The organism is Burkholderia sp. F1 (genome assembly GCF_050813845.1).
GTDB lineage: Bacteria > Pseudomonadota > Gammaproteobacteria > Burkholderiales > Burkholderiaceae > Burkholderia > Burkholderia ubonensis.
This window is the reverse complement of the sequence record NZ_CP172422.1, coordinates 3,133,462-3,157,859: the sequence shown is the minus strand read 5'-3', so window position 1 is coordinate 3,157,859 and position 24,398 is coordinate 3,133,462. Positions and strand designations below refer to the sequence as shown.

General features: G+C 65.9%; 26 protein-coding genes. 11 read left to right on the top strand and 15 right to left on the bottom strand.

What is annotated here, in order from left to right; genetic code table 11:
* Positions 1 to 25 precede the first annotated feature (25 nt).
* Positions 26 to 517 (top strand): Lrp/AsnC family transcriptional regulator, encoded by a 492-nt coding sequence (locus ACFIMZ_RS32675; RefSeq protein WP_431823563.1) that lies wholly within the window; start codon positions 26 to 28, stop codon positions 515 to 517.
* A gap of 40 nt (positions 518 to 557) precedes the next feature.
* Here the strand turns inward: ACFIMZ_RS32675 and panB are convergent, their stop codons facing one another.
* Positions 558 to 1,421 carry a 3-methyl-2-oxobutanoate hydroxymethyltransferase gene (gene panB, locus ACFIMZ_RS32670; protein WP_431823562.1) on the bottom strand — a complete coding sequence of 288 codons (864 nt, stop codon included), beginning with the start codon at positions 1,419 to 1,421 and terminating at the stop codon, positions 558 to 560.
* Between the two features lie 78 nt (positions 1,422 to 1,499).
* On the opposite strand from panB, the gene ACFIMZ_RS32665 reads away from it, so the two are divergent.
* A complete protein-coding gene (locus ACFIMZ_RS32665) occupies positions 1,500 to 2,330 on the top strand; it encodes an AraC family transcriptional regulator (RefSeq protein ID WP_431823561.1) in 831 nt (276 codons plus the stop codon).
* A gap of 39 nt (positions 2,331 to 2,369) precedes the next feature.
* Here the strand turns inward: ACFIMZ_RS32665 and ACFIMZ_RS32660 are convergent, their stop codons facing one another.
* Positions 2,370 to 2,897 carry a methylated-DNA--[protein]-cysteine S-methyltransferase gene (locus ACFIMZ_RS32660; protein ID WP_431823560.1) on the bottom strand — a complete coding sequence of 176 codons (528 nt, stop codon included), beginning with the start codon at positions 2,895 to 2,897 and terminating at the stop codon, positions 2,370 to 2,372.
* A 348-nt stretch (positions 2,898 to 3,245) separates the two neighbouring features.
* Between ACFIMZ_RS32660 and ACFIMZ_RS32655 the strand changes: the two genes are divergently transcribed.
* Positions 3,246 to 4,535, top strand: coding sequence for an MFS transporter (locus ACFIMZ_RS32655; protein WP_431823559.1), 1,290 nt, complete (start codon positions 3,246 to 3,248; stop codon positions 4,533 to 4,535).
* Positions 4,536 to 4,587: 52 nt separating this feature from the next.
* On the opposite strand, the gene ACFIMZ_RS32650 is transcribed toward ACFIMZ_RS32655, so the two are convergent.
* Positions 4,588 to 5,610, bottom strand: coding sequence for a LacI family DNA-binding transcriptional regulator (locus ACFIMZ_RS32650; protein ID WP_431823558.1), 1,023 nt, complete (start codon positions 5,608 to 5,610; stop codon positions 4,588 to 4,590).
* A gap of 152 nt (positions 5,611 to 5,762) precedes the next feature.
* Here ACFIMZ_RS32650 and ACFIMZ_RS32645 point away from each other — a divergent pair, with 152 nt between their 5' ends.
* The gene (locus ACFIMZ_RS32645) at positions 5,763 to 6,596 is read left to right on the top strand and encodes an NAD-dependent epimerase/dehydratase family protein (RefSeq protein WP_431823557.1); all 834 of its coding nucleotides are present in this window, start codon (positions 5,763 to 5,765) and stop codon (positions 6,594 to 6,596) included.
* 22 nt (positions 6,597 to 6,618) lie between these two features.
* On the opposite strand, the gene ACFIMZ_RS32640 is transcribed toward ACFIMZ_RS32645, so the two are convergent.
* Entirely contained in the window at positions 6,619 to 7,593 is a 975-nt protein-coding gene (locus tag ACFIMZ_RS32640; protein WP_431823556.1) for a serine hydrolase domain-containing protein, read from the bottom strand.
* Between the two features lie 90 nt (positions 7,594 to 7,683).
* Positions 7,684 to 8,631: a LysR family transcriptional regulator gene (locus ACFIMZ_RS32635; protein ID WP_431823555.1), complete on the bottom strand. Its 948-nt coding sequence runs from the start codon at positions 8,629 to 8,631 to the stop codon at positions 7,684 to 7,686.
* A gap of 103 nt (positions 8,632 to 8,734) precedes the next feature.
* Here ACFIMZ_RS32635 and ACFIMZ_RS32630 point away from each other — a divergent pair, with 103 nt between their 5' ends.
* Positions 8,735 to 9,469, top strand: coding sequence for an SDR family oxidoreductase (locus tag ACFIMZ_RS32630; RefSeq protein WP_431823554.1), 735 nt, complete (start codon positions 8,735 to 8,737; stop codon positions 9,467 to 9,469).
* Between the two features lie 49 nt (positions 9,470 to 9,518).
* Here the strand turns inward: ACFIMZ_RS32630 and cysS are convergent, their stop codons facing one another.
* On the bottom strand, positions 9,519 to 10,922 hold the full coding sequence (gene cysS, locus ACFIMZ_RS32625; RefSeq protein WP_431825422.1) for a cysteine--tRNA ligase: 1,404 nt from the start codon (positions 10,920 to 10,922) through the stop codon (positions 9,519 to 9,521).
* Positions 10,923 to 11,323: 401 nt separating this feature from the next.
* On the opposite strand from cysS, the gene ACFIMZ_RS32620 reads away from it, so the two are divergent.
* Together ACFIMZ_RS32620 and ACFIMZ_RS32615 are read left to right on the top strand one after the other, a co-directional pair.
* On the top strand, positions 11,324 to 12,049 hold the full coding sequence (locus ACFIMZ_RS32620; RefSeq protein ID WP_431823553.1) for a tetratricopeptide repeat protein: 726 nt from the start codon (positions 11,324 to 11,326) through the stop codon (positions 12,047 to 12,049).
* An 84-nt stretch (positions 12,050 to 12,133) separates the two neighbouring features.
* On the top strand, positions 12,134 to 12,502 hold the full coding sequence (locus ACFIMZ_RS32615) for a nuclear transport factor 2 family protein (RefSeq protein WP_431825421.1): 369 nt from the start codon (positions 12,134 to 12,136) through the stop codon (positions 12,500 to 12,502).
* Positions 12,503 to 12,550: 48 nt separating this feature from the next.
* Here the strand turns inward: ACFIMZ_RS32615 and ACFIMZ_RS32610 are convergent, their stop codons facing one another.
* On the bottom strand, positions 12,551 to 13,429 hold the full coding sequence (locus ACFIMZ_RS32610; protein ID WP_431823552.1) for a LysR family transcriptional regulator: 879 nt from the start codon (positions 13,427 to 13,429) through the stop codon (positions 12,551 to 12,553).
* A gap of 130 nt (positions 13,430 to 13,559) precedes the next feature.
* Between ACFIMZ_RS32610 and ACFIMZ_RS32605 the strand changes: the two genes are divergently transcribed.
* Positions 13,560 to 14,390, top strand: a complete 831-nt coding sequence (locus tag ACFIMZ_RS32605) for an SDR family NAD(P)-dependent oxidoreductase (RefSeq protein ID WP_431823551.1) — start codon at positions 13,560 to 13,562, stop codon at positions 14,388 to 14,390.
* A 39-nt stretch (positions 14,391 to 14,429) separates the two neighbouring features.
* Here ACFIMZ_RS32605 and ACFIMZ_RS32600 read toward each other — a convergent pair whose 3' ends face one another.
* The 7 genes from ACFIMZ_RS32600 to ACFIMZ_RS32570 all read right to left on the bottom strand — a co-directional run bounded on the left by ACFIMZ_RS32600 (position 14,430) and on the right by ACFIMZ_RS32570 (position 19,915).
* Positions 14,430 to 15,083, bottom strand: coding sequence for a pyridoxine/pyridoxamine 5'-phosphate oxidase (locus ACFIMZ_RS32600; RefSeq protein WP_431823550.1), 654 nt, complete (start codon positions 15,081 to 15,083; stop codon positions 14,430 to 14,432).
* 88 nt (positions 15,084 to 15,171) lie between these two features.
* Positions 15,172 to 16,800, bottom strand: a complete 1,629-nt coding sequence (locus ACFIMZ_RS32595; RefSeq protein WP_431823549.1) for an NADP-dependent glyceraldehyde-3-phosphate dehydrogenase — start codon at positions 16,798 to 16,800, stop codon at positions 15,172 to 15,174.
* Between the two features lie 528 nt (positions 16,801 to 17,328).
* Entirely contained in the window at positions 17,329 to 17,931 is a 603-nt protein-coding gene (locus ACFIMZ_RS32590) for a GNAT family N-acetyltransferase (protein ID WP_431823548.1), read from the bottom strand.
* A 125-nt stretch (positions 17,932 to 18,056) separates the two neighbouring features.
* Positions 18,057 to 18,203, bottom strand: a complete 147-nt coding sequence (locus ACFIMZ_RS32585) for a hypothetical protein (protein ID WP_431823547.1) — start codon at positions 18,201 to 18,203, stop codon at positions 18,057 to 18,059.
* A 53-nt stretch (positions 18,204 to 18,256) separates the two neighbouring features.
* Positions 18,257 to 18,811, bottom strand: a complete 555-nt coding sequence (locus tag ACFIMZ_RS32580; protein WP_431823546.1) for a hypothetical protein — start codon at positions 18,809 to 18,811, stop codon at positions 18,257 to 18,259.
* A 14-nt stretch (positions 18,812 to 18,825) separates the two neighbouring features.
* On the bottom strand, positions 18,826 to 19,626 hold the full coding sequence (locus ACFIMZ_RS32575) for a Fic family protein (protein ID WP_431823545.1): 801 nt from the start codon (positions 19,624 to 19,626) through the stop codon (positions 18,826 to 18,828).
* A 55-nt stretch (positions 19,627 to 19,681) separates the two neighbouring features.
* Complete coding sequence (locus tag ACFIMZ_RS32570; protein WP_431823544.1) at positions 19,682 to 19,915, bottom strand: transcriptional regulator; 234 nt, start codon at positions 19,913 to 19,915, stop codon at positions 19,682 to 19,684.
* Positions 19,916 to 20,338: 423 nt separating this feature from the next.
* Between ACFIMZ_RS32570 and ACFIMZ_RS32565 the strand changes: the two genes are divergently transcribed.
* Entirely contained in the window at positions 20,339 to 21,586 is a 1,248-nt protein-coding gene (locus ACFIMZ_RS32565; RefSeq protein ID WP_431823543.1) for an ankyrin repeat domain-containing protein, read from the top strand.
* Positions 21,587 to 21,734: 148 nt separating this feature from the next.
* A complete protein-coding gene (locus tag ACFIMZ_RS32560) occupies positions 21,735 to 22,100 on the top strand; it encodes a hypothetical protein (protein WP_431823542.1) in 366 nt (121 codons plus the stop codon).
* 90 nt (positions 22,101 to 22,190) lie between these two features.
* Here the strand turns inward: ACFIMZ_RS32560 and ACFIMZ_RS32555 are convergent, their stop codons facing one another.
* Positions 22,191 to 23,144 carry a LysR family transcriptional regulator gene (locus ACFIMZ_RS32555; RefSeq protein WP_431823541.1) on the bottom strand — a complete coding sequence of 318 codons (954 nt, stop codon included), beginning with the start codon at positions 23,142 to 23,144 and terminating at the stop codon, positions 22,191 to 22,193.
* Between the two features lie 224 nt (positions 23,145 to 23,368).
* Between ACFIMZ_RS32555 and ACFIMZ_RS32550 the strand changes: the two genes are divergently transcribed.
* Positions 23,369 to 24,397 (top strand): DUF1338 domain-containing protein, encoded by a 1,029-nt coding sequence (locus tag ACFIMZ_RS32550; RefSeq protein ID WP_431823540.1) that lies wholly within the window; start codon positions 23,369 to 23,371, stop codon positions 24,395 to 24,397.
* Position 24,398 lies beyond the last annotated feature (1 nt).

Genomic DNA, 24,398 nt, shown 5'->3' with positions numbered 1-24,398 from the left:
TCAGCCTGAAAGAACGGGAGGCCCCTTGGCCAGCGTGACCCTCGACGATCTCGATCTCCGCATCCTCGCGATCCTGCAGGACGATGCGTCGGTGTCGAACCTGGAGCTGGCCGAGCGCGCGCTGTCGTCGCCGCCGACCTGCCTGCGCCGGGTGCGCCGGCTGCGGGACGCCGGCGTGATCCGGCGGCAGGTCGCGATCCTCGATCAGCAGATGATCGGCTCTGCGGTCACCGCGATCATCGAGATCAGCCTCGACCGGCAGACGGCGGAGGACTACGACGCGTTCGAGCACTACGTGTGCGCGGAACCGGCGGTCACGCAGTGCTACCGCGTGTCGCCGGGGCCGGACTTCGTCGTGATCGCCGATCTCGCGGACGTGGCCGACTACGACGCGTTCGCGAGACGGCTGTTTACCGAGGCGTCGAACGTCCGCAACGTGCGGACGTTCTTCTCGACACATCGCGCGAAGTTCGAGGCGAATGCGCCGGTCGCGCATGCGCTGCGCCGGCGGACGTGACGCATCGCTGCCGATGCATGCCGGTGCGCGTGCGCCGGGATCAAGCGGCGCGTGCGTCGTCCGTCGCGCCGAGCAACTGCAGCGGCTTGCCGATTCCGAAGCAATGCTGCGCTTCGGGAAATGCGTTGTGCCGGACGTCGTGCGCGTATTGCGCGATCGCGTCGCGCATCACGGCGTTGACGTCCGCATAGCGCTTGACGAAGCGAGGCGTATAGGTGTCGAAGCCGCCGACCATGTCCTCGGTCACGAGCACCTGGCCGTCGCATGCGGGCGATGCGCCGATGCCGATCGTCGGAATCGCGAGCGCGGCCGTGATGTGGCGCGCGAGCGCTTCGGCGGTGCCCTCGATGACGACGCTGAACGCGCCGGCCTGCTCGACCGCGCGCGCGGCAGCGAAGATGCGTTCGGCGGCGCGCGGTTCCAGCCCCTGCGCCTTGAAGCCGCCGGTCGCGTTCACCTGCTGCGGCATGAGCCCGATGTGCGCCATCACGGGCACGCCGCGCTCGGTCAGGAAGCGGATCGTGTCGGCCATTTCCGCGCCGCCTTCGAGCTTCACGGCCTGCGCGCCGGTTTCGGCGAGCAGGCGCGCGGCGGAGCGGAACGCCTGCGCGGGCGATTCCTGATACGTCGCGAACGGCAGGTCGACGACGACGCACGCCTGCTGTGCGCCGCGCACGACGGCCGCGCCGTGCGCGATCATCATGTCCAGCGTGACGCCGAGCGTGCTCGGCATGCCGTACAGCACCATGCCGACGGAATCGCCGACGATGATGACGTCCGCGACTGCGTCGACGAGTCTGGCCATCGGCGTCGAATAGGCGGTCAGCGAGACGAGGCGGCCGGCGCCTTTCGTCGTGCGGATCGAGGTGACGGTTTTGCGATTGGTGGTAGTGTGCGCGCTCATGAACACGTGCCGTGTCGGGTGAAGGTGCGTCAAGGTATCACCGCGCCCGTGCACGGAATGGCATTCGGAGGACGTCTTATGCTGCTGGCAGGACAATCGTCGGCCCAACCCTATGCCGTCCCGGCGGTGCCGGAGATGACGCGGCTGCCGAGGCCGCTGTACGTCCGCGCGTTCGAGATTCCGGGGCACGTCAGCGTCGATGCGCATAGCCATCCGTGGGCGCAGCTGTTGTATGCGACGGTGGGCGTGATCGAGGTCGACACGCCGCACGGGCGTCATCTGCTGCCGCCGCACTATGCGATGTGGATTCCGCCGCATGTGCCGCACGCGGTCGCGACGCGCGACTGCGTTGCATTCCACAGCCTGTATCTGGACGAGGCGATCGTCGGCGACGGCGTCGACGACACGTGCCGGATTCTGTGCATGACGCCGCTGCTGCGGGAGCTGGTCGTCGCGACCGCGGAACTGCCGGTGAACTACGACGAAGCGGGGCCGGACGGCGCGCTCGCCTGCCTGATCGCGGATCGCATCCAGCGCCTGCGGCCGGCGCCGCTGACCGTGCCGCTGCCGCGCGATCCGCGCCTGCTGAAGATCGCCCGCGCGCTGCACGCCGATCCCGGCGACGCGCGCAGCCTCGACGCATGGGGGCAGCAGGTCGGCGCGACGCGCCGCACGCTGTCGCGCCTGTTCCGTCACGACACCGGGCTGTCGTTCACCGAATGGCGGCAGGCCGTGCGCCTGCTGGCGGCGTTGCCGCTGCTCGAGGGCGGCGAGGCGGTCGGCGCGGTGGCGGCGCGGCTGGGCTACGACTCGACGTCGTCGTTCATCGGGCTGTTCCAGCAGAAATTCCACGTCACGCCCGGCGCGTTTGCGAAACAGGCGGCGCGGCGCATCGTCAAGTCGGGTTGACGGCCGCGCGCGGCGCGCTGCGCCGTCGCAAGCCGCCTGTCAAAGCGCCAGCACGTATTGCGCCGGATGGTCGCTGCCGGAGCGGCGGCCGGCGCTTTCGAGCGACAGCAGCGCGCGCTTCCTGTCGATGCCGCCCGCATAGCCGGTGAGGCTGCCCGTCGCGCCGATGATGCGATGGCACGGCACGATGATCGACACCGGATTGCGCCCGACCGCGCCGCCGACCGCGCGCGCGGCGCTGACGGGCAGGCCGATGCGCTGCGTCAGCTCGCCATAGGAGGCCAGCGCGCCGAACGGGATCGCCAGCAATTCCTTCCACACGCGCCGCTGGAATCCGGTGCCGCGCAGATGCAGCGGCACCGAGAACGCCGTGCGCGCGCCGGCGAAGTATTCGGCGATTTCTTCCCGAGCCTGCTGCGCCACCGGCGACAGGGGCTGCTCGCTGGTCGCGATCGCGATCGACGGGAAATACTTTTGCCCGACGAAGAAGAGACCCGTCAGGCAGTCGTCTTCCACGCGCACGACGATGTCGCCCAACGGGCTCGATATCAGGTTGCCGGGTGTCATGGATGGTGTCCGGATCGAGGTTCAGGTGACGAATGTAAACCATCGCGGCCGCGGATCCCGGCCGGAATCGGACGCGCGTCCCGGCGACGGCCCGTAGTACGGGTAAAAAAACGATTAACTCAGACCAGCGCCTGAGTCGTATCTCCGCGCCGCGTGTTTAGAGATGACTCATAGAAATCCCGCACTGGTCAGACGTCGGAAAACTGCCTATTCTTTGAAAAACGTTTTCCAAAGCATGGTGAAACGTGGCGCCGCGTGCGAGACCCGCGGCGCACCCGCCCCGGTGCTCGTCGCCGGCAACGAACAAGCGCGCGGCACGACGAGCGGCGGCGCGCAACGGAGACATTCATGCAATCTGCCGTCGTCGGCGTCGCGCGCGTCGCGAGCCGCTACCGCTGGGCCGTGTGCGGGCTGCTGTTCCTGGCCACCGTCATCAACTACATGGACCGGCAGATCCTCGGCCTGCTCGCGCCGATGCTCCAGCACGACATCGGCTGGACCCAGGTCCAGTACGGCCGGATCGTGATGGCGTTTTCCGCGTTCTATGCGCTCGGCCTGCTGGGCTTCGGCCGCGTGGTGGACTGGCTCGGCACGCGCGTGTCGTATGCGCTGGCGATGCTGTTCTGGAGCATCGCCGCGATGCTGCATGCGGCGGTCGGCTCGGTGACGGGCTTCGCGTCCGTGCGCGCGCTGCTCGGCATCGGCGAGGGCGGCAATTTCCCGGCGGCCATCAAGACCACGGCCGAATGGTTCCCGCGCCGCGAGCGCGCGCTCGCGACCGGCATCTTCAACTCGGGCGCGAACATCGGCGCGGTGTTCGCGCCGGCGATCATCCCGGCGATCGCGGTCACCTACGGCTGGCGCGCGGCGTTCGTGATCATCGGCGCGGTCGGCCTTCTCTGGCTGGTCGTGTGGCTCGTGTTCTACCGGCCCGCCGACCCGCAGGCGCTCAGCCGGGAGTTCGACGAGCCGCGCGACGAAGCGGAAGCGCTCGACGCCGCCAACGCGAACGCCGGCGCGCCCGGCTGGGGCATGCTGCTGCGCAAGCGCGAAACGTGGGCATTCCTGATCGGCAAGTTCCTGACCGATCCCGTCTGGTGGTTCTATCTGTTCTGGCTGCCGAAGTGGCTCAACGAGTCGCGCGGGATGGACATGCAGCACATCGGCCTGCCGCTCGTCTGCATCTATGCGCTCACGACCGTCGGCAGCATCGGCGGCGGCTGGATCTCGTCGACGATGCTGCGTTCCGGCTGGAGCGTGAACGCCGCGCGCAAGACCGCGATGCTGATCTGCGCGTGCTGCGTGCTGCCGATCGCGTTCGTCTCGCAGGTCCAGAACCTGTGGGTTGCGGTGCTGATCGTCGGCCTCGCCGCCGCCGCGCACCAGGGCTGGTCGGCGAACCTGTTCACGACGGCGTCGGACATGTTTCCGCGCCGCGCGGTGGCGTCGGTGGTCGGCATCGGCGGGATGGCCGGCTCGATCGGCGGCGTGCTGTTCTCCGAGGTGATCGGCCAGGTGCTGCAGCGCACGGGCCACTACTGGGTGCTGTTCGCGATCGGCGCGCTCGCCTATCTGCTGGCGCTCGCGATCATGCATGCGCTCACGCCGCGCATGGCGCCCGCGAAGCTCGATGCTTGATTTGATGCGTGACGCCGCGACCCGGAGTGTTCGCGGCCGCGTCCGGCCGCGTTCAGCGGCACGCGGCCGTCGAGCCCCTGACGATCAGCCGCGGCTCGAACATCGAGTAGCCGGCGTCCGCGTGGCCCGCGAGCGCGTCGATCAGCTTCTGCATCGCGAGCTCGCCCATCTTCTCGCTCTGGATGTCGACGGTGGTCAGCGCGGGCGATGCGTATTCGCCATAAGGCACGTTGTCGATGCCCGCGACCGACACGTCCTGCGGCAGCCTGAAGCCGAGCGACGCGGCCTCCTTCATGAAGCCGAGCGCGATCAGGTCGTTGTAGCAGATCACGGCCTGCGGGCGCTGCGGCCCGAGCATCACGCGCGAGCACGCGCGTTCGCCGGCCTCGGCGGTCGGCGCGTGCGCGTCGTGCACGTCGAGCGTGAGCCCCGCTTCCGCGAGGCAGTCGCGCGCGCCCTGGATGCGCTCGTCGTTGATGCGCGCCTGCCCGAAGCCGAGGTACGCGATATGCCGGTGGCCGAGATTCAGCAGATGGCGCGCGAGCATGTAGGTCGACAGCCGGCTGTCGATGCCGACGCCGGGAATCGGCAGGTCCGGGCTGCGCCGCAGCAGCACGAGCGGCTTGTGAAGGTCGAGCATCCAGCGCAGGCCCTCGTCGGGCAGGCGCGAGCTGACGATCAGCCCGTCGACGCGCGGCGCGAGCGCCTCGATCAGCGCGCGCTCGCGAGCCTGGTTCTCGTCGGTGTCGACGAGCAGCAGCGTGTAGTCGTGCTGGAGCGCGACCCGGTTCGCGCCTTTCACGACGTTCGTGAAGTGCGGATTGCTGATGTCGAGGATGACGAGGCCGATGGTGCGCGTGCGCCCGGTGATCATCGAACGGGCGAGCGGGTTCGAGCGATAGCCGAGCTTGTCGATCGCGGCCTTGAGCCGCGCCTCGACCGTCGGCGAAAACCGCTGCGCGCCGTTCACGTACTTCGACACCGTCGCAACCGACACGCCCGCTTCGGCGGCGACGTCGCGAATCGTCGGGGAAACTTTTTTCATGCGGAGGGTAACGTTTTCTTCGCTGAGCACGGGATTGTGGCAGAAAAAGCCGGCGCGCGGCCTGGTGTGAGTGGTCGGCGCAAAGCGCAAGAAGGGCGACGGCTTGAGTCATTGACGTCGCGCCCGCATCAAACTTATAGTTGGAAAACGTTTTCCAATCAAGCCAGTTTCAAGGAGATTCGATGAACGCCTCAACCACCGAAGCGGGCAAGCCGTTCCGGCGCCTGCTGCTGACGGGCGCGGCCGGCAACCTGGGCTGCCAGTTGCGCGGCGCGCTCGCCGACTGGGCCGACATCGTGCGCGTCAGCGACGTCGCGCCGCTGGGCGACGCGGCTGCGCACGAGGAAGTCCGGGGCGTCGACCTCGCGGACCGGCAGGCGGTCACGGCGCTCGTCGACGGCGTCGACGCGATCGTGCATCTCGGCGGCATTTCGGTCGACGCGCCGTTCGACGACCTGCTCGAAGCGAACATCCGCGGCACGTACAACCTGTACGAAGCGGCGCGCAAGCACGGGGTGAAGCGGATCGTGTTCGCGAGCTCGAATCACGCGATCGGGTTTCATCCGGTGACGGAAGTCCTCGACGCCGATTCGCCGCAGCGTCCGGACAGCCTGTACGGCGTGACGAAGTGCTTCGGCGAGGCGCTGTCGCGCTACTACTTCGACCGCTTCGGCATCGAGACGGTGTGCCTGCGGATCGGTTCGTCGTTCGACGCGCCGAAGAACCCGCGCATGCTCGTCACCTATCTCAGCTATCGCGACTTCATCGAGCTCGTGCGCTGTTCGCTGCTGACGAATCGCGTCGGGCACGTGGTCGTGTACGGCGTGTCGGACAATCCGGTCAAGTGGTGGGACAACACCAAGGCGGGCTTCCTCGGCTTCCGTCCGCGCGACAGCTCCGAGCAGTTCGCCGGGCGCTTCGCGCTCACCGCGCCGAGCGCCGATCTCGACGATCCGGCGCAGCGTTTCCAGGGCGGCGGATTCGTCGTCGGGGAGCCGATGGAGCGGCGCGAATAGGTAATTCGGAGAACGGAGCGGCTTAGCGGCCCAGCTCGCCGATCGCGGTTTCGATGATCGACTCGAGCTCGGGCCGCGCACCACGAGCCGTGGTGACACCCGATACGGCGATGCGGTGCCGAGGCACGTAGTAGACGACGGTTCCCCAGAAGCCGGCATGCGAGTAGCACACGGTGCCGCCGATCTCGCTGACGAACACCCCGAGCCGGTATGCGTCGGCGCCTTCGTGTGCGTCCGCCTTGAGCATTTCGGCCAGCGTCTGCGGGTTGTCGAACACCCTGCCTTCGAACAGATCGGCTGCCAGCGACGCGAGGTCGCGCGCCGACATCACCAGCCCGCCGCCGCCATAGAGGTCCATCGTCGCGTTGACGGCCGTCATTTCGTGATCGCCGTAGAACTGGCGCGCCCGTGGCTCGATATGCGACGGCGGTTGCTCGATCAGCTCCCACCAGGTCGAACGCAAGCCCCGCGCGTCGAAGCGCAGTGCGTTGCGCACCACCGCGGCAAGCGTTTCGCCGGTCGCGCGTTCGACGATGTCGCCCAGCAACACGTATCCGGTATCGGAGTACTGGAACCGCGCGCCGGGTTCGCTTTGCGGGCCGGCATACCGGGCCGACAGGCGGACCTGTTCGTCGCGGGTCCAGTGGTGGGACGGATCGGTGAGCACCGTCTGCATGAAGCTCGGGGCGTCGCCGTGGTCGTACAGTCCCGCACTGTGATTCATCAACTGGCGCACGCTCATCGATTCGGTGCGATAGCCGCCTGCCTGCAGCACGGCAATGAGGCTCGGCGTCGCGACGGACGCGATCGACGCATCGAGGTCGATCCTGCCTTGCTCCCAAAGTCTCAGCACGGCGGCTGCAGTGAACATCTTCGTATTGCTGGCGACCCGCAGCGGCGTGTCGATGCCCAACGGCCGGTTGGCGGATGCATCGGCCATGCCGTATGCCGTTCCCCACGGCACCGGGGTTCCGTCGCCGGTCACGAAAATCGCCATGGGCGCGCTGGCCCGACCTAACGCTGCAATCACTTTTTCTTGTTTCAAGCAGACTCTCCGTAAGGATGACGTTCGACAGGTCGTATCGTCTCACAGCAGCGGGCGGTCGACGGGGCGGCCGCTTGCTTCAAACCCCGACGCATGAAACCCCGGCAGCTTCGGAATGCGCTCGGCCATGAACTGCAGGAACACGCGCGCCCTCAGCGGCGGGTAGCGGCGCGACGGCGTGATCAGGTGAACCGAATGCGGCGGGATTGCCCACTTGGGAAGCACCCTGACCAGCCGCCCCGCATCGATCAGGTCCTGCACGACCCACGCCGGCGCACTGCCCAGCCCGATGCCCGCGAGATAGCATTCGCGCAGCGCGACCGAGTTGTTGACGCGGTAGCGCCCGTTGGTCGGGACGACGATGGTCTCGGCGCCCTTGCTGAGTTCGAGCTGCGCGCCGACGGCGGCGCGCGCATAGCCGACGAACGGATGCCTGGGCAAGTCTTCCGGCCGGCGGATCCGCGGCGCGCGCTTCAGGTAATCGGGCGTCGCGACCAGCACGCGCGGCGACCACGCGATGTTGCGGGCGACGGCATCCGGGGGAAGGGCGTTGCCGATGCGGATCGCGGCGTCGATGCCTTCCTCGACGAGGTCGATGATGCGATCGGTCAGGTTCAGCTCGACCTCGATCTCCGGATATTGCGCGAGGAATTCGAGCACGAGCGCGTTGAGGCGCAATTCGCCGAGCCCCATCGGCGCGCTGACCGACAGCTTGCCGACCGGCCGCTGCGCCTGTCCGCGCACGTCGGCGACGGCGTCGGCATAGGTCTCGAGCATCTGCTTGCAGCGCTCGTAAAAGCGCCGGCCTTCGTCGGTCGGCGTCAGGCTCGTGGTGGTCCGTTGCAGCAGCCTGACGCCGAGGTGCTTCTCCATCGCGGAGACGACCTTGCTCATCGTCGGCTGCCCGATCTTTTCTTCGCGGGCAACCGCCGAGAAACTGCCCAGCTCGACGGCGCGCGTGTACAGCCACATCGATTGAAGCGAATCCAAGTCATTCCCCTGTGGAATAGGCCGTATGCGATTTTCGCGCATTCCATCCAGGATTGGCATGACGTAACGTTGCCTCACCTCCACTTCTTTCGACAGGAAAACCATGCAATCAGCCACGCAATCGGCGCTCGGCGGCGCGCACGTCGTCGTGTTCGGCGGAAGCTCGGGAATCGGCCTTGCGGCAGCGGCGGCGGCCAAGGCGCGCGGCGCCGACCTCACGCTCGTCGGCCGGACGCCCGCGAAACTCGAAGCCGCCGCGCGAACGATCGGCGGCGCGCGCACGGCGGTGGCCGACATCGCCGACAGGCAAGCGGTCAACGCGGTGTTCGCCGGGATGGCCCGCGTCGACCATCTGGTCATTACCGCGGGCAGCTTCATTGCCGGCAAGCTGGCCGACTCCGATCCGGAGCAATTGCTGGCCGCGGTTCACGAGCGCATCGCGGGGCCGGTGCATGCGATCCGGGCCGCGTTGCCGCTGATGCCGCCCACGGCGTCGATCGTCCTGACGAGCGGACAGCTTTCCGATCGTCCATCAGGGGACGGCACGGCGGTCATCGCCGCCGCGGTGAGCGGCGTCGAGGCGCTCGCGCGCTCGCTTGCGCTCGAACTCAAGCCGATCCGGGTCAACGTCGTTTCGCCGGGGTTCGTCGATACACCGCTGTTCGACGCGTTCGGCCCGGAGAGCCGCGACGCGATCTTTGCCCAAGCGGCGGCCACGTTGCCGGTTGGCCGCGTCGGGCGGCCGGACGAAGTCGGCGAAGCGATTGCGTTCCTGTTGGGCAATGGCTATGTGAACGCCGAAATCCTGCATGTCGATGGCGGCGGGCGCTTTGCTTGAGACGCGGCGCGACGCGGCCGGCCGTCGTTGACCTGACACCCGGGCCGGCTCATTCCGGCCCGGCATGCGTGACGTTCGTGGCGAGTCCGGTCACGCGTTGTCCATCCTTGCCGTCTTCGACCTGCCAGCCTCGCGCCTTCAGCGTCTCGCGGATTTCGTCGGCCCTGGCCCAGTTCCTTTCCGCCCGGGCCCGCTCGCGCTCGCCAAGCAACGCGCGAACCTCTTCCGGAACGTCGGATGCCGATGGCCGCCAGTCGCGCAGCTTGAGCCCCAGCACTGCGTCGAAGTTGTCCACCGTCGCCTTCATGGTTGCGCCCGGCAGGTTGCTTTTGACGAGTTCCCACAGGACCGCCAGCGCGCGCGGCAGGTTCAGATCCTGATCGACCTCGGCATCGAATCGCGCGACGAACGCCGGATCGGCGCTGCCGCCGTCGGGCCAGCCGGAATGGAGTTGCCTGAGGCGATTCAACGCCGTCTGCGAAGCATCGAGAGACGTCCAGTTGAAATTCAGCTTGCTCCGGTAATGAGCGGTCAGGCACAGGTAACGGTACGCGAGCGGATCGATGTTCCGGTCGCGCAACGTTTGCAGGCGAACGAAATCGCCGTTCGACTTCGACATCTTCGTCGCGTCCAGCGTCAGAAAGTGCCCGTGCATCCAGAAGTTCGCGAGTCGCGTGCCGTGGGCCGCTTCGGTCTGCGCAATCTCGTTGCAGTGATGCACGGCGACATGGTCTTCGCCGCCGCAATGGATGTCGAACCAGACGCCCAGGTACTTCGCGGACATCGCCGAGCACTCGATATGCCAGCCCGGAAATCCCCGTCCCCACGGGCTGTCCCATTCCATCTGGCGCCTGACCTCGGCCGGACTGAATTTCCACAACGCAAAATCCGTCGCGTTCCGCTTTGCGCCGACGGCAACCCGCTTGCCGGCCTGCAGGCCGGCGCGATCGAGCCGCGCGAGAAGGCCGTAATCGTCTTGCTTGCTGGTGTCGAAATAGAGGCCGTCATCGGTGCGATACACGTAGCCGGCTCGTTCGATTTCCTCAATAAAGGCGATCTGCTCCGCGATGTGATCCGTCGCGCGGCACCATATCGACGGCTCCAGCAGGTTGAGCGCGCGCCAGTCCGACTTGAAGGCGTCGGTGTAGTGCGCGGCAATTTCCCACGCGGATCGGCCTGTTCGCCGGCTGCCCTTTTCCATCTTGTCTTCGCCTTCGTTGGCATCCGAGGTCAGGTGGCCGACGTCGGTGATGTTCACGACATGCCGGACTTCATGCCCGTTCCGGGTCAGCGCGCGACGCAGGATGTCCTCGAACACGTAGGTTCGCAGGTTGCCGATATGCGCATGGTCATAGACGGTGGGGCCGCAGCAATACAGGCCGACATGATCGTCGCGTATCGCTGCGAACGGGCGCAGGGTGCGTGACCAGGTGTCGTACAGCGCAAGTGGCATCGTGTTGCTCCGGCTCGAAGGCAGCGCGCGAAAACGAAAAGGCCGCCGGTTTTGCAACGGGCGGCCAGAAGGATGTGATGCAGTGACGCATAGCGATACGCTAGACGCAGGTTCCCCCCGGCATGTTTCGACAACATGCGCGCACCGGAGAAAGGGGGAGTCGAGCGTGACTGGGCATGAAGGGCATCGTAGCGTTTCGCGGATGGGCCGGTCAATAGCGGCGCGTGGTCGCGGATCTGGCTGGTCGATTGACGGGCGGTTCGAGTCTGCGGTAAAAAACCGGGCGGTGCGGCGCAGTCGGATCGTCGGCATCGCATGAGAGAAACACGTCGATCACTGGATGAACGACGCCGGACGGTCGAGGGCACGACGTCCCAATCACAATGAATCCATCGAAAAAAATGAAAAAAACCGTATTGAGTCTGAGTTTCCTGTTGGGCGTGGCGCCGGCGTTCGCCGGGCTTCAGGAGGGCCTCGACGCGTCCGAGAAGAACGACTGGCCGACGGCGATCGCCGAACTGACGCCGGTGGCGAAGGCCGGGAATCCGGAGGCGGCCTCGGTGCTCGGCGATCACTATCGCTACGCGGACGACGAGCAGGCGGTGAAATGGAGTCTCGTCGCCGCGCAGCACGGCGACGTCAAGATGCAATACGAGATGGGCGTGCGGATCGACGACATCGCGTGGCGGCTGTTCCGTTTCAACGAGCAACCCGCGAAGCGCTATTTCCGCACGGCCGCCGATTGTTTCCAGATGGCGGCCGATCAAGGCTATGCGCCCGCGCAGAATGCGCTCGGCATGATGTACGAGGTGGGCATGAAGCTGCCGGCCGACGTGAAGAAGGGCGTGACGCTCTATCGGGCGGCGGCGCGTCAGGGCTATGCGCAAGGGCTTCAGAACATGGCGGTGATGTATCAGCAGGGCCGCGGCGTCCGGCGCAGCCTGTCGACCGCCTATACGCTCTACCAGGCCGCGCTGAAATACGCGAACGGCGACCGCGACGTCAAGGATTTGTCGGGACTTACGTCGCGCGAGCTCGAGCGCGACTTGTCGGCGGGCGAGATCCAGCGCGCGAAGGCGGTGGCGGATGCGTGGTCGCCGGGGATGCCGCTGGTGGGGCTGGAGTAAGGAACGGAGCGCGCCCGAAGCGAAGGCAAGGCAGCGACGGGTGCCGGCAACTTCAACAACGCATTGGCGATGCAAGGCTTCGATATGGACGACATGACGATCATCGGGAAATATGAAGCGGCGCTCCGGACGGCGATGCTGGCCAACGACGTCGAAGCGCTCGCGAATCTGCTGGATGACGACCTCGTTTTCACCGGCCCGGACGGGCAGGTGCTGTCGAAACACGACGATCTGTCCGTTCACCGCGACAGGCTGCTGCGCCTGGAACGGCTGGATTTGCACGGGACTGCCGCCCACCGTATCGGCGAGATGATCCTGGTCACCACGAAGGCCACGCTGGCAGGCCACTTCGGCGCGACGCCGTTCGACGGTGAGTTCGCCTATACCCGGCTGTGGCGGCAGTCCGGCGCTGTCTGGCGAGTCGTGGCCGGGCATGCCGCCGGGATCGCGTAACGCCGGCCGCTTCCGGCCGGATCGAGGGTCGTTCGACGACCGCGCCGCCTATCCACCGAACCGCCGCAATGCGAACTCGACGAAACTGCGCAGCTTCGGCGATCGATTGTCCGGCAGATAGACGATGTGCATCGGGCGGCTCGGCATCTCGTACTCGCCGAGCAACGGCACCAGCCGGCCCGCGTTGACGTCGGCTTCCAGCAGCACCGCGGGCTGCATCACGATGCCCATCCCGCACAGCGCCGCATTGCGCAGCCCCTCGCCCTGATTGACGGTCAGCCGGCCGGATGGCTTCGCGATAAAGGTCTGCTCTCCCTGCCTGAACTTCCACGACCCTGGCGCTGAAACCGCGAACGACACGCACGCGTGGCGCGCCAGTTCGTCGGGATGCGTCGGCGTGCCGTGCGCCGCGAGATACGCGGGCGACGCGCACACCATCATCCGGTACGGCGCGAGCGGCCGTGCGACCAGCCGCGCATCCGCGGGCTTCCCGATGCGGATGGCGGCATCGAAGCCGTCGTCCAGCAGGTCCATCGTGCGATCGCTGAGCGTCAGTTCGACGTCGATGTCCGGGTACTGCGCGAGGTAGTCGGACAACGCGGGAACGAGCACCGTGTTGCCGAACGATACCGGCGCCGTCACCCGCAATTTGCCGCTCGGCAGCGTGTGCCGATGCTGCGCGTGCCGGTCCGCGTCGGATACCAGCCGCAGGATTTCCTGGCAGCGCACGTAATAGGTCTCGCCGAACTCGGTCAGCGCGAGGCGGCGCGTCGTCCGGTTGAGCAGCTTCATCCCGGTCCGGCTTTCCAGCGCGCGCAGGTGATTGCCGGCCATCGTCGCGGACATCCCGCATGCGGCGGCCGCGGCGCTCAGGCTGCCGGCGTCGACGGCCCGGACGAATACTTCCATGCTGGTCAGGAGGTCCATTTCACACTCTGGCTGCAATCTGAATCAATTGCCGACGAGATTATCTCGAAAACATTTTTAATCATACTGGCCGCTCCATTTGACATGCATGGCGGCACGCGCTGCCGGCCCGACTCCGGAGATACCTAAAATGACGACCCCCCATTCCGAATCCCGACTCCCGGCGCGCTTCGCGGGGCGCACGATCCTGATCACCGGCGGCGGCACCGGCATGGGGAAGGCCGCGGCGCTGCGCCTGGCGCGCGAGGGCGCGAACGTGGTGATCGCCGGGCGGCGCGCCGGCGAAATCGACGCGGTGGCGCAGGCGATCGCGGCGGCCGGCGGGCAGGCGCTCGCGGTGCCGACCGACGTGACCGATGCCGCTCAGGTTCAACGCCTGGTCGCGCGCGCGGTCGACACGTTCGGCGGCCTGCACATGGCGTGGAACAACGCGGGCATGCTCGGCGGGTTCGCGCCGCTGCACGAAACGGCGCTCGATGCCTTCGACGCCGTGATCGCGACCAATCTGCGCGGCGTGGCGGCCTGCATGAAGGTCGAACTCGAAGCGATGCTGGCCGCCGGCGTCGGTGGGGCGATCGTGAATACGTCGTCGTGGACGGCGCACGGCGCGGTGCCGGGCACGGCGGGTTACGCGGCCAGCAAGGCGGCGCTCGATGCGTTGATGCGGACGGTCGCGCTGGAAGTGGGCGCGAACGGAATTCGCGTCAACAACGTCAGCCCCGGCGTGATCGCGACGCCGATGTCGGAAGCCGCGCTGGGCGATGCGCGCGCGATGCGACCGTTCCTGCTGCATACGCCGTTGCGGCGCATCGGCCGGCCCGAGGATGTCGCGGATGCCGTCGCGTGGCTGCTGTCCGACGACGCGCGGTTCGTGACGGGGCAGAGCATCCTGGTCGACGGCGGATTTACGCTCGGCGGGTTGAGGCCGTGGCTGAACGAGGTCGTCGCGGAACATGCGTGACGACGGCATGCGCAATCGCGGTTGCCACGCGCGAACGTGTCACGGCCAAAGTCGTTCGACGTGCCAGCCGTCCGTCACGCGCACGTAACGCAAGCGCGTATGCCGGCGTTCTTCGCTGCCTTGCCAGAATTCGACCGTGTCGGGTTCGACCGCATAGACGGCCCAGTGCGGCGCCACCAGATCGGGCGCGTCCCGCAGCCGCGCGAGTTGAGCCGCCAGTGCGTCGTCGAGCTCATGCTCGGCGGCGAGAACCTCGCTCTGCCGTCCCACGAGCCCGCCGGCGCGCGATCCCGGCGGTCGGGCGAGGAAGTCGGCGGCCTGCGCCGCCGGCCCCATGTCGTGCACGCGGCCGCGGATGCGGACCTGGCGGCCCAGCAGCGGCCAATAGAACGTCAGCGCCGCACGCGGCCGATGCGCGATCTGGCGGCCCTTCGGGCTCGTGCGCGTGATCGCGAAATGCCAGCCGTGCTCGTCGACATTCTTCAGGATCAGCACGCGGGCGTCCGGGTTGCCGTCTTCGTCCACGGTCGACAACGTCATCGCATGCGGCTCGCGCATGCCGGCGTCGATCGCCATCCGCAGCCATTCGGCGAACAGCGCGACGGGTTCGGCTGGCGCTTGCACGGGATCGAACGGCTGGTACGGACCCGGCAGCGACTTGAGTCCGCGCAGCATGTCTCGCATGTCAGGCATCGATGCTTCCCTTCGAGGAGAAAGAGGGCATTCTTGCACGTCGCCACGAATGCGTGGCCGCCACGATCGCGTTCGGCCCGCACCCGCTTCAGAAAATGAACCCGGTGTTCACGAACTTCGAATGGTGATCCGACACGATCGCGTCGAGCAGTTGCTTGCTGCCGTCGGTCTGCTTCGCGGCGACCATCGAGCGGATCGAGAACGCGCGCAGCGCATCGGTCACCGACAGCGTGCCTTCCGCCGAATCCTTGCGCCCGGCGAACGGGAACACGTCCGGGCCGCGCTGGCACTGGCAGTTGATGTTCACGCGGCACACCTGGTTCACGAGCGGATCGACGAGCGCGCCGATCTGCGCCGGGTCCGAACCGAAGATGCTGACCTGCTGCCCGTGGTCCGACGTCGTCACGTAGTCGAGCGCGGTCTCGACGTCGTCGAACGGCGCGACCGGGATGATCGGCCCGAACTGCTCCTCGCGATACAGCTTCATCCCTTCCGACACCGGATACACGACGGCCGGATAGAACAGCGTCTTGCTGAACACGCCGCCCGATTCGTTGACGACCTGCGCGCCGTGCGCCTTCGCGTCGTCGATCGCGTCGGTCATGTACGCGGTGCGGTGCATGCCCGGCAGCGGCGTGATGCCGACGCCTTTCTCCCACGGCATGCCGATCTTCATCTTCGCGAGCTCTTCCGTGAAGCGCTTCAGGAATGCGTCGACGATCGAGCGATGCACGAGCAGCATCTTCAGCGCGGTGCAGCGCTGCCCGTTGAACGACAGCGCGCCGAGCAGGCATTCCTTGACCGTCAGGTCGAGGTCCGCATCGGGCAGCACGATCGCCGCGTTCTTCGCGTCGAGCCCGAGAATCGCGCGCAGCCGGTGCGACTTCGGGTGCTGCTTCTTCAGGTGATCGGCGACCTTGCTCGATCCGATCAGCGCGAGCACGTTGATCTTGCCCGACGCGAGCATGTGCGGCACGACCACCGCGCCCGGCGCATAGATCGTGTTGATCACGCCCTTCGGGAATGCGGCGCGGAACGCTTCGAGCAGCGGCTCGAACAGCAGCGTGCCGTACTGGGGCGGCTTGAACACGACGGTGTTGCCCATCAGCAGCGCGGGGATCAGCGTCGCGAACGTCTCGTTCAGCGGATAGTTGTACGGCCCCATGCACAGCACGACGCCGAGCGGCGTGCGGCGAATCTGGCCGATCGTGCCTTCGGCGATCACGAAGCGCGAGTTCGCGTTGTCGAGCTCCTTCAGCGCATCGATCGTCTGCAGCATATAGGTGACGGTGCGGTCGAACTCCTTCTGCGAATCGGCGAGGCTCTTGCCGATCTCCCACATGATCAGGTTCACGACCAGCTCGCGCTGCGCGACCATCCGCTTGATGAAGTCCTGCATGCACGCGATGCGCTGCTCGACCTTCATCGTCGGCCATTCGCCGCGGCCGGCGTCGTACGCGCGCACCGCGGCGTCGAGCGCCGCGTCGCTTTCCGGCTCGCCCATCACCGGGTAGCTGCCGATCTCGAGCTGCTCGACGCTGCCGTCAGGCTGCCGCACGCACACGGGCGACAGCACCGTCTTGGTCGCGCCGTCCCACGGCTTCAGCTCGCCGTCGACGAGCGACACGCGCTGGTGGATCGGCGCTTTCAGCCGGAATTCGGCGGGGATGTCTTCGTAAGCGGGGAACAGCTGCTGCAGTGCGGCGGAATCGGGCATGACGGTCTCGCTTGGCTGAGGGTGTCCGTGATGGACGGGCGATGAGGAATCCTGATGGTGGTCCTCGATCCTGAATCGGCATGATGACGTGCGGACGACGAGGCGTCACGTGCATGCATGGCGGAAGCACGGATTGGAACCAGTTCCATTTAAAGGGAACTGCGGGAAAAATGCAAGATTCAGGGTATCCGCATGTTGCGGTTGATAGATGCGGCACAGCCGCGGCTTAGCTGTTTTCCTATTCGTCAACTGCCGCCGTGATGCGAGCGCGCAGCGACTGTGGAACCATCATGGCGCAGTCGCGCAGAAGGCCGTAGAGTTCCCGCACCGCTAGGAGCCATGCATGCGCGATGAAAGAGCTCGCCGAACCCATTCAATCACATAAACCAGAAATCAGTTCCTTTCATGCTTGTCTTCGCGGTTCCGTACTTGGATGCCGTTTCTCGACGTTTGTGGATCCACGCAGTACGTGCAGTCGCACCGAATGCATCCTGCGATGGCCGTGCCCCTTGTCGCCGAAGCACGCCGTCACAGGAACTGCCCGACCGGCAGGTCGAGGTCGATGGTGGAATGGTCGAGTGTCGTCGCGGCTGCAACGGCTCGTGCCGAGAATAGACGCATCAGCACGAGCTTGCCCAAGGCGTCGCTGCGCAACGCCCCCTCGTCGCGGCTGCCGATCATTACCACGTTCCGCGCTACCCCCCATTTGCCGGCTTGGGCATAAAAGTGCGCAAGGTGCGGATCACAGGTGAAGATGCCAATATCGAGATTGCTTCGCTCCATACAGCGAGTGGCGGCGGCAACAGTCCGCAGTCCAAGACCACGGCCCTGCCAGGCCGGATCGGTCATGACGCAGCTCAAGCCAGCGATCTCGAAAGTCGCACCGGCGTGCATGATTGTCTTCCGCGCCGCTGCAGCATAGCTAACGACGCGGTCAGCAACGCAGATGTAGAACGAGAGACAGTCGAACGACGGATCGTGTAGCAGCGCATCTGCCGACGCGCCGCTTGATCCGGGCTCCGGATAGACGCGGCACTGTAGCTCTGTGAAGGCATGCCGCAAGGCATCAGAGGCCCATCCGTAGCGTATTGCCTCGACCATATCGGGCTCTGGTGAAGGCGGTAACGTCATCACACTCATCTTTCCGTTTATTTTGCATCCGTGGATGCACTTGTTTTCCGTCTCAAAGCCAGCGGGCAAACTTGCCGATCGCAAAGACGGCTGACAAGGCTGCAAGTCCCAAGCAAATTTTCTTGTTAAACAGCCAGCGTGGAACGCGCGCGCTGCTCGATCGTCATCCCTTGAGCGCCGAGCCCAAAGTACACAAAGATCCCGATTGCGACCACCCATCCAATTACGTCATACATCGAGCCGAAAATCTGGCCGACATAGGTTTGTGTCATTACGTTGACCGTAGTGTTCTGGCGCGATGCCAGATGCTTCGTTGTTGCGCACGTTAGGCGTACAGAGCGGCTTTGTCCGCGACCGTTTTCATATAGGGAACGAAGACGAAATCGCGGAAGTTCGCTTGGGTTACGAGTTCGAAGAATTTCGCCTCGCGGCGATCGCGATCTTCATATTTCCGATAGTCAGCTTCGGACATCCCAGCACGCTTCGCTCCCCAACCGGGAAATGGCTTCGTCGCAGCCATATAGGCCATCTGATTCGCGCTCACGGCATGTAGCTCAGTTCTTGACACAGAACGGGGAGCTTCTGATGTCTGTCGCTCGTCGAGACAATACGCAATTCGGTCAATCAGAAAAAACGGGCTATCGGTATGGTCTGCACTAGCTTCCCCGCCCCCCAAATCGAATCGCCCGACGAGCTGTCCGCCTTGTATAGCGAGCGCTACGCCATCCAGGGCCAGCTCGTCGCTTCCAACCTCTTTAGACGCGATCCGCGCGGCGGCTGTCTTGCCTTCGCCCATAATCATCCAGATCTTGCCGCTGATTCGAAACAGGTCTGCGTAGTAAAGGGAGCCGACATATGGGCTTAATATAAAATTTTGCACGTCGTTTTCCTCAATCACATCCGAAAACCCGGCGACGGCGGACCTGCATCCGGAGCGGGCGCATGCCGCAGCCCGAGCACGTCGAGATACGTGTCAAGCGAACGCTGCACCGATTCGATGACCAGGCGCGTGATGTCGCCGTTGTCACCGCTGACGCAGGCTTTGTCGAGCGAGTCGTAGTAGGCAAGCCGATCCTCTTTGCGGATGATCGCGGGCGGATAGCCCGCCTTCATCAACTCGAAGTTGAGCAGCAGCCGTCCGGTCCGCCCGTTGCCATCGACGAACGGGTGGATCTTCACGAATCGCGTGTGCAGTTCCGCTGCCCGCTCGACCGGATGCATGCCTCCGGCCTTCTCGTACCAGTCGATCAACGCGGCCATATCGACAGGCAGATGCATGAAGTCAGGCGGCGTCGTGCTCGCGCCCGCGATCACGACGTTCTCACGGCGATACCGGCCCGCCTCTTCGGCGTCGATGCCTTTCAGCACGAGACTGTGGATGTTGCGGATCTGCCATTCCGACAGCACTTCCGCCTTCGACACGATGTCCTCGACATAGACAATCGCGTCGCGATGGTTCGTCACCTCGAAGTGTTCGCGAAGGGACTTTCCGCCGACCGTGATGCCTTCGAGCACCACCTTCGTCTCACGCAGCGTCAGCGTGTTGCCCTCGATCGCGTTCGAGTGATACGTCCATTCCAGCAACAGCTTTTCGCGCAGCGAGGCAACCGTGTGCTGCGGCAGCGGGCGCGCAGCGTCGAGCGTCGCCTTGTCGGCGTCGATCGTGTTCAGCAGCGCGGCGGTTTGATTCGGCATTTGCGTCTCAGAGCGAGGTAAATTGAAGAACAGGATATATCCCTAATGGGGATGGTCAAGAGGGCTTTCGCTTTTTCTGCCATTGCAGGATATCAAGCACGTACGATCGGCCCATATCGGGCATTGTGCGTGCGTCATGGGAGCCATCCGGCAGAAGCCACTTGTCCAGCGTGCGAACGGCGATACTCAGCCGCGCTGCGAACTCCGCCCGCGTCATGCCCAGCCGATTCATCGCCACGCGCAACAGTTCCTGCTGGGGGAGTGCCGCGAGATCTTCCTTCATCGTCATGCGTCTCTTTATCGGTCAAATTCACTTCCGATTTTATATCCCCATCGGGGATAGCAATCAATCCTCTTCGAACACCCCGCCGAGATCGGCGATTGCGTGGCGCCGGGTCTTCTTTGACACTTCCGGATAAGGGGCCACATGATCGAGGCGGGAATGGTCCAGCAGAAGCTGAACGGTCTCAATCGGATGTCCAAGATTTAAAGCGACGCCGACCGGCGCTGTAATGAAAAAGAAAGCATGTTTCCGAATGGCCGGCGCGAAGCGATTCGGTGCGGATTCAGTGCGTGCGCAAACGTTTCACTTTCGCCGGATCAGGCGGATAATGACGTGGCGCGGCAACGTCGAACAAATACAGCGAACCTGAGAGCACGCGCGTCGTGAAAAGCGGATCTGCCGCGATGCCGATACGAGGTCGGCTGGCCGGTGCGCCGGATCGGGGTTGCCCGGTCCGGCGCGCGCCGGACACGCGTCCTCTCGCCTGTGTCATTCAATGCCTGCATCGTTTTCGCCCTGGTGCGCCGGGCGTCCGATTCAACGCGTCCCGAACCAAGCGCTTCCCGTTTCCCGAATTGCGCTGATAATGGCGGCCCAGCGCTTGCGCTGCGAGCAAAAAAGAACCTGAGAACCTGGATGATCGAAAGAAATAGAAGATTTGCCACTGTGCTGGCACGGGGGCTGGCGTGCCTGTGCGCCGGATTGGCGTTTTCCGGCGCGAGCCACGCGCTGGAAGGCAAGGAATGGGACCTGATGGCCGCGATGGGCGATTACGCGGTGAAGAAGACGCCGGAGAACATGGCGCGCGTCAAGGCGCTGCTGAAGCGGGGCGCCCGCCCGTACAACAAGACGGCCACGCAGCCGTACGCGATGCCGGATGGCGAGCTGACGCCGATGGGCCTCGCCGTCGTCAGCCGGGTGCCTGACGTGGTCGGGTTGTTCCTGGCGTCCGGGGTCGCGGTCAACATGCCGATGTCGCCGGACGGCGCGACGCTGCTGACGTACACGATCGGCAATCTGTCGCTGGGCGAGGCCAAGCCGGAACAGATCGAAACGGTGCGACTGCTGATCGACGCTGGCGCGGACGTCAACGTGATTGCGCCGAACGGCGAAACGCCGCTCGAGACGGCCGCGAGCGCCTACACGCCTTCGCTCGAGCTGGTCCGGATGCTGCTGAAGGCCGGCGCCAACCCGCGCGCCGCCGACCCGAACGGCCGCACGATCCTGTTCGGTCGAGTCGCATCGGATCTCACGATGCTGAAGACGCTGGTCGACGGCGGCGCGGATCCCTATGCGCATTCAAAGGCCGGGGCGTCGCCGCTGACCTTTGTCTGCGAGCGGGGCTACGAGCTCAATGGCCAGCCCGACCCGACGGCGGCCGAGCGCATCGCGATCCTGCACAAGCCCGGCACGCCGATCGAACCCCCGAGGCCCGCGGGCCCGGCCAAGAGCGTCCCGACGCCGTTGCTCTACGCGGCGATGGCGCACAACCCCGATTGCGTCAAGGCGCTGCTCGAAGCGGGCGCGAATCCCGACGCGCCGGCGATGAGCTGCAACGTCGACGGCAGCGACTACGCAGGCAGCGTGCGCGAGGTTGTGGCGCGCAAGGCGAAGTCCGCGCCGGACCTGTTCGACGCTGCGGCCGCCGCGCTGATCGAGCGGGCGCCGCCTCAGTAATCGCGCGGCCTTGCGCGATGCGCTGTCGACGGGTTGCCCGATCGCGGCGTCGCGGACCGATGCCGCCTGCGCGCGCAAGGCCGCCGTCCTTCGTCGGCGCTGTCGCGCCGATCTTTTGCAGTGTGTTCAACTACGGAGAAACCAGACCATGAAACGAATGGCACTTGCCGCGCTTGCCCTGACGATCGCATCGGGCGCATTCGCCGCCAAAGGCGAAATCAAGGTGTCGGCCGCGCAGATGATTGCGGCCTACTCAGGTGCGGGCGGCGACAAGTACTTCGACAAGCCGATCGCGCTGACCGGCACGTTGCTCGGCTTCCAGCAGGGCTTCACGGGCGCGAAGCTTGCCGAGATCGGCGACGGCGAGGACGCCGACGAGGCCGTGCGCGTGACCTTCGCCGACGCGGCGAACGAGCAGAAGGCGGAACGCCTCGTCGGCAAGCAGATCACGCTGCATTGCCGCGCGGACGTCGCATCGGGCATCGCCACGGCGAGCGACTGCCGGCTGAAGTGACGCACGGGGCGGCGGGCTTCGGCCCGTCGTTCCGCGCGCAGAACGACGCGGCCGCGACAGGCGGGCCGCGTCTCCCTCCTTTCCCATGCGTCATTCGACGTCTTCGTCGTCCTCATATTCGTCCCCGTCATCGTCCCCGTTCCGCCCCGGCGCCGCATACGCGCTCGCCTGTTCGAGCAGCCACGCCCTGAACAGCTCCAGCGGCTTGCTGTGGCTGAGTTCCGTCGGGTAGACGAGGTAGTACGCGGAATCCTCGGCCGTCGCCGCGTCGATCGGCATGATCAGGCCGAGCTGCTGCAGCTGCCCCTCGACGAAGAACTTCGGCACGAGCGCGATGCCGAGCCCCGCCTGCGCGGCGCTGATCAGCATCGTATGCAGCTCGTAGCGCACGCCGTGCATCGTGCGGGTGTCCTCGACGCCGAGCGTCTCGAACCATTGCGCCCACGCGCCGGGGCGCGTCGTCGAGTGCAGCAGCGGGTACGCGAGCAGGTCCTGCGCGTGCGTGACCGGCCCGTCGAGCAGCGCCGGCGAGCAGATCGGCACCACTTCCTCGCCGAACAGGTAATCGGCCGACGTGCCGGGCCAGGTCGGCTTGCCGTAATGGATCGCCGCCTCGAAGTGGGTGTCCTCGAACGAGAACAGGTCGGTGCGGCTGCCCATGTTCACGCGCACGTCGGGCGTGCGGTCGTAGAAGTTCTTGATGCGCGGGATCAGCCAGTGCGACGCGAACGTAGGCAGCACCGCGAGCTCCAGATAGCCGCCGCCGCTGCCGTGCGCGATGATCGACAGCGTGTCGCGGTCGAGCGTCTCGAGCGCGCGGCGCACCTGGGTGCCGTACAGCTTGCCCGCGCGGGTCAGCACCACGCGCTGCTTCACGCGCGCGAACAGCCGCACGCCGAGGCTCGCTTCGAGCGTCGCGATCTGCCGCGATACCGCGCTTTCGGTCAGGAACAGCTCCTTCGCCGCGTGCGTGAAGCTCTCGTGGCGCGCGGCGGCTTCGAAGGCCACGAGCGCGCCCATGTTCGGAATCTTGAATTTGCGCATGAGGGTCGTTTCGTCTGACGAACGGGCCGGCATCGCCCGGGGCGGGACGCCGGGCAAATACCGCCGATTGTTCCAAAAACTCATTACGTGTCAATTTAATCTCGCTTTACGCCCGCCTGCAACCATTTGAATAATGCATCCCACGCAAGGCCGGGCGTCCATCGGGCGGCTGGCCGACGAGTCGCCGGCACCGTTGCCGGCCGGTCCCCCCGAAGAGAAACAAGATGCGCAATCCGAATATCGAGAGCTTGCTGACGAAGCTGCTGGGACAGGCGAAAACCGACGCCCTGTTCGCGACCCTGAACATGCCGGCCATCCTCGAGGAATGGGAAGACGGCGTCGTGACGCGCGCGGAAATCGCGCAGGCGATGAACATGGCGCTGTTCGAGGGGCTGCTCGAACGCTCGCCGAACGGCCGCGCGTACACGGCCGACGCGACCGGCAACGGCGGCTCGGTGTATTTCGATCACGGCGCGCTGCGCACGGTGCGCTGGCCGCACACCGGCGCGCTGCCGCCGGGCGAGGCGGCGTTCACGCGCATCCTGCGTCCGCTCGGCTTCCGCCTGAACGGCCGCTATCCGCTCGACAAGCTCGGCATGACGGGCCGCGCGTACGCGCACGAGGATGCGCCCGACGAGATCGCGCAGTTCTTCGTCAGCGAGCTGCATCCGGAACGCTTCTCGAAGGAATTCCAGCAGGCGGTGACGAACGTCGTGAGCTCGTCGCGCGATCCGCTGAGCCCGGCCGCCGTCGCGCTGCTGTGGGAAATCGAACGGGAAGGCTGGCTGTCGCTCGACGCCGCGCACGCGCTGCTGCCGGAGATCGTCGGCGCATTCGCGCGCCAGCACGACGTGCCGGGCGAGCTCGACTACGAGACGCTGCTGCTCGAATCGGCGGAGATGGCGTGGATCGCGACCGAAGGCAACGCGTTCAATCACGCGACCGACCGCGTTGCCGACGTGTTCAAGCTGTCCGACGACGAGAAGGCGAAGGGCCGGCCGATGAAGCCGGAGGTCGAGCGTTCGCGCTCGGGCCGCGTGTTCCAGACCGCGTATCGCGCGGACGTCGTCGAGCGCGAGTTCAGGACGCGCGACGGCGTGCTCGTGAAGCGCCATGTGCCCGGCTCGTTCTACGAGTTCATCACCCGCAAGCGCACGTTCGACCAGGCGCAGCGCCGCTGGGTGACCGACCTGCGCTTCGATGCCGGCAACGCGCAGGGCATCTTCAAGATGACCGCGAACGCCGCGAAATAAT